4 protein-coding genes and 1 pseudogene are annotated in these 4,262 nt (G+C 50.2%); all 5 read right to left on the bottom strand.

Annotation, left to right across the window (positions count from 1 at the left end; all coding sequences use genetic code 11):
• Nucleotides 1-462 (bottom strand): annotated as a pseudogene (locus tag M0R33_RS20965) (DUF2326 domain-containing protein); the annotation flags it as partial.
• The gene (locus M0R33_RS24490; RefSeq protein ID WP_366044436.1) at nucleotides 459-707 is read right to left on the bottom strand and encodes an ABC-three component system middle component 6; all 249 of its coding nucleotides are present in this window, start codon (nucleotides 705-707) and stop codon (nucleotides 459-461) included. The gene M0R33_RS24490 and the pseudogene M0R33_RS20965, both read right to left, overlap by 4 nt.
• Nucleotides 704-1,624, bottom strand: coding sequence for an ABC-three component system protein (locus M0R33_RS20960; RefSeq protein ID WP_292573896.1), 921 nt, complete (start codon nucleotides 1,622-1,624; stop codon nucleotides 704-706). Before M0R33_RS20960 ends, M0R33_RS24490 begins: the two co-directional genes overlap by 4 nt.
• 347 nt (nucleotides 1,625-1,971) lie before the next feature.
• On the bottom strand, nucleotides 1,972-3,009 hold the full coding sequence (locus M0R33_RS20955) for a Y-family DNA polymerase (protein WP_292573895.1): 1,038 nt from the start codon (nucleotides 3,007-3,009) through the stop codon (nucleotides 1,972-1,974).
• Between the two features lie 370 nt (nucleotides 3,010-3,379).
• On the bottom strand, nucleotides 3,380-4,262 hold an 883-nt coding region (locus tag M0R33_RS20950; protein ID WP_292573875.1), incomplete at its 5' end, for a poly(3-hydroxybutyrate) depolymerase.

The following is a 4,262-nucleotide window of genomic DNA, read 5'->3' as shown; positions in this document are numbered from 1 at the left end:
AGCGCCGCTCGCCTGTCGGCGCACAAAGTAGGCAAACAGTGACCGAAACGAAGGCGGCTTACTGCCCGCAGCGTCAAGACTGCTCAGACCAAACATTTGTTCGCCGAGGAACGTGCACCACTCGGTGGCCGAAAATTTGACTTTGGCCGCAGGCGGAACCGTCACGTAGATCTTTGCTTTGGAACTACCACTGCGCTCGACGACCATGCGCTCTGACTTCAGATCAAATTCCAGGCTGAAAGTGTGTTCCGCCAGTTCGGGGGCGCGGAAAATCGAGTCAGGACCGGCTTCGGCACCAAGCAGAAAATGCACCAGCTCAACGAAACTGGTTTTCCCGGCGCGATTGCGTGTTTGTTTGCTGGTCGCGCCCTCTGTCTTTTGTGCCAGCAACACATTCAGGCCAGGCTTCAAATCTCCAAGATTCTTAAAACTGGGCAGAGTGCTGAAGATGTGGTGAATCAAGCTATCCTCCGTGCCACAAGGCCACCTTCGAGTTCAATTGCGCCAAGGGCATATAGAAGGTCAAGTGAGAGCAAAAACCAGTCGTAGTTAATTCTCCGAGGCATTGCAGCCATGCCAACGTCATGCCGGTTCAATTCCTCCCAAAGCGCGGAGACAGTTTTAGGCCGTGAGAGAAAAGTCAAAACGTGCGCGCCGACAGTTAGGAGCGCACGATCGTACGGCAAATGCTTGGATGGCAGGATCATGTGCCCCTCATTGTTTGAGCGTCTTCAAAAATCTCGCACTTGTCGAACAGGTAAGCCATGACGGCCAACACCGCCGCCTTATGCGTGGGAGTGGTATTTGCCGTGCCACCAGCCCATGCTTCGAGGCGGCCGAAAATTTCATCAGGATGAAGCTGGGGAGCTCCATCTCGTAGCGCCACGTATTTACTCTTGAACGCCTGAGCGATTTGTTCGCCATAGGTAGGATTTTTCCAGTTATTGAAGAACTGAGCAACGAGTGCCGATTTTTGCATGCCGATCTTCAGGAAGTCAGCGACTGCCTGAGATAGGAGGTTTGCTTCGATTTTTCCGCGCGACACGTCCTTCACTTCACCTATCGTAGTTACGGACGTAATGCTGATGTGGGTAAGCACCGCAATCAGGTCGCCATAGCCCAGATTGACATTCGCTTCCATCGTCAGCGAGGGGCCAAACCAGGATTCAAGATCCTGCTGACTCAACTGTCGGAACTTCGATAGCATTTCTTCATACCCACAATGGCCGATTCTGATCTGCGGATTGTCTTGCCTGAGTTTGGCTAGCACTTCGATGATGTGCGGACCTAAACGACCATCGGGTGCGTTGTGGACGAACGTCCACTCATCAAAATATTTCTCCCAGTGCTCTTTGGCGCCCTCGAAATCCTCATTGATCTTTTTGATGGCCTCGGCAGCACTCAATTCATTGGGAGCGTAGCTCTGAAACAGGATTCGTTCTGAAGGTAGATATCCGTCGTTCTTCCGGTCTCCAATATTACCCCAGGGCCGACACGCCAAAAAATCGTTAGGATGTGCTTTCGACATCAGCTTCTCAAACAGACGTTGGAAACTGTCTCCCTTGGATTCCAAGAAGGCAATGCGGAAATCTTTTTCGTAGTTAAGCTGCTGTATGCGATCCATCGGTTTATGCCCGTGACTTAATGTTTTTCAATGTTTTCAGGCAAAATCTCATGGCCTTTTGTTATCAGATTACGTTTGGGCAATATTGGCATCAAAGGGAATGGCTTTGACAGTCGCAATGCTGGTTAGCAGCATCCGAAATAGACAAACTCATTCAGGTCGACACATTCCGGGTAGGAACGACATCACAGTTTGCCAATTATCTATCCAAGTTATTTTGTAGCTGCATTTTAGCCTCGTTTTCTTTCAGCAGGTGGGAATTCACTAATTATTCAGGCTCGTACTTTGCCGTTGAATAGCGCATTGGATAATCCCCAACAGTCCCTGACTATACATTAAGCGACCGGTTAGCGAACGATAACCAATTCTCGCCAATCGGTGGTATAGCGTTGAGAAATACGTTCAGCTTTGGGTTTCCAACTTTTATCGAAGCCCGATGACGCGATCGTGACCGCTTTGGGGAATCGTCGATTGATGGTGTCCAGAGTTCGCATGAGAATGGCGTTATCGGGCGGCGTACCCTCGCTACTCAAGTCGAAGAGATCGAATTGCGACGGCGATGCTGCTGGTCGAATCGCGCTCAGTTGGACACCGCATTTTTGATAACCAAAACCGGGTTTGTAGATGGCTTTTAAACTCGACAGCGCGACGCGAATAATCGTGCGGGTGTCCTGGGTGGCAGCATCCAACTTAACGGTTGCCGATCGCTGGTACTGGGGATCTTGAACCGCAAAGGGATTGGTACGAATAAACACACTCACGCAACCGGTCACTGACTGTTGCCGGCGTAGCTTTTCCGCCGCTCGGGTACAGTATTCCGACAAAGCCCGGCTTAACTCCTCCAATTCGGTCAGTTTGCGACTGAACGACCGAGAACAGATGATTTGTTGCTTGTCCGCGGCCACGTCTTCCAAATCGAGGCAGGCTGTACCGTTCAACTCCATGACCGTACGGGCGACCACAACATTGAATTGCGCCTGGACGGTTTTAGGTGACTGGATAGTCAGGTCCCAGACGGTTTGAATGCCCAATTGATTAAGGCGCTTCGTGGTTTGCCGGCCAATCCCCCAAACTTCATCGACGGGGACAATTTTCATCAACTTTTGCCGACGGACGGGGTCGGTAAGGTCGAGGACACCGCCGGTTTGTTTCCATTTCTTGGCGGCGAAGTTGGCCAGCTTGGCCAATGTCTTGGTCGGGCCCATACCCACACAGACCGGAATGCCGGTTTGCCGTGCAATTGCCTTGCGGATACGATGGCCATAGGCCATGGGATCTTGATAACACGGGTAAACGCCGGTTAAATCCAAAAACGCTTCATCGATGGAATACACTTCCATGCGAGGCGTAAATTCCTCCAGCAAACTCATCACCCGCGCTGACATGTCCGCGTTTATGTGGAATTAAAATGCAAGCTATTTTTGATGATTTATCTGGTACCACAATCAATGAAATATTTCACGGCTGTGGCCGTAGTAAAAATCCCATATTTTGAATGCCAAGGTACGGCCAAAACCCGCCGCTCGGAGTAGCTATCCCATTTTAATAATTAAGGCACCATGTAACCCAATCGGCTGTCCGGTATTCGGCTTCGTTTTGGGTCGTCGTTTGATGGCTCTAGGCTCAATACGTCCAGGTAGGTTGTCAACCAACTGTTCAGCCACTAAAAGGAGCAGGCAGACCCGAGAGGAATCCGGGTGACCGTTTGCTTTCGGGTTTACCTTTGCACCCATTACGATTCATATAGAGCCAATTTCACTTTGCCCGTGGGCTAACTTGAGTCGCTGACACAAAAAACTCGACGATATCCTGACTTCGCTCGGGCCAATGTGAATGGATGTTATCACCTTCACAGTACAACGTTTTTACGCCCCCGGCACACCCTGAATAAGAGGAGCAACCATTTGCGATTTTATCCGGAATAGGATCACATTTATTACAAGCTGCCCACCAACCCACCGCTTGCTGACCATAACCAGGAAACAGGCGATCCTTGCTGCTGTGCATGATCATAACCGGCAAGGGCTCGGGGCATTTGCGGTCGCGTAAATCATCATACGCAACCCCTGCTGCGCTCGGCGCAATTGCACGTGGGATGTGTCGTGTGCCAGTCATAAACGCTAATGCCATTGCCGAAGTTCCTCCATCGGAATGTCCCGTAACATAGACCTGTTTTTCATCAATACACCACTTTTTGGCCATTAAACTGGGAATGGTGCCTAATTCTACGGTAGTGCTGGGCGATAATTCCGGGTGATCCGCATAGGCCACGATGAAACCGGCTTGGGTAGCAGGAAAAGTGAACCCAGTTGTTTTTTCGGTTTTAGCCCGATTCGATCCGGCCGGAGAAAATACCAGTAATAGTGGGTGGGCAACGGATGCATCATAATTGGCTGGTGTGCGGACATTGTATTTGATGCCATTTTCGGTTTCTTCGCCATAAGTCTCTCCAGCGTCTCCACTGAGTTGACCAGCTTTGCAAAGACGTTGCAGCATCTCAGGTCGATACACGGCCTGCCCCAATTCTACTGATTCGCCGCTATGATCCATCAAAAGCATGACAACCATTGCTAATATCGGTAAACCGAATAGCACTTTCTGCCAAGAATTGGTTCTTAAAAGATAAACCTTTAATTGA

Source organism: Methylomonas sp., from assembly GCF_023228165.1.
GTDB lineage: Bacteria > Pseudomonadota > Gammaproteobacteria > Methylococcales > Methylomonadaceae > Methylomonas.
The sequence above is the reverse complement of the archived record's forward strand: the minus strand, read 5'-3'. Positions and strand labels throughout refer to the sequence as shown.

Excerpts from the sequence above, each read along its gene's own strand:
- M0R33_RS24490 (WP_366044436.1), bottom strand. The coding sequence starts at position 707 with ATGATCCTGCCATCCAAGCATTTGCCGTACGATCGTGCGCTCCTAACT.
- M0R33_RS20960 (WP_292573896.1), bottom strand. The coding sequence starts at position 1,624 with ATGGATCGCATACAGCAGCTTAACTACGAAAAAGATTTCCGCATTGCC.
- M0R33_RS20955 (WP_292573895.1), bottom strand. The coding sequence starts at position 3,009 with ATGTCAGCGCGGGTGATGAGTTTGCTGGAGGAATTTACGCCTCGCATG.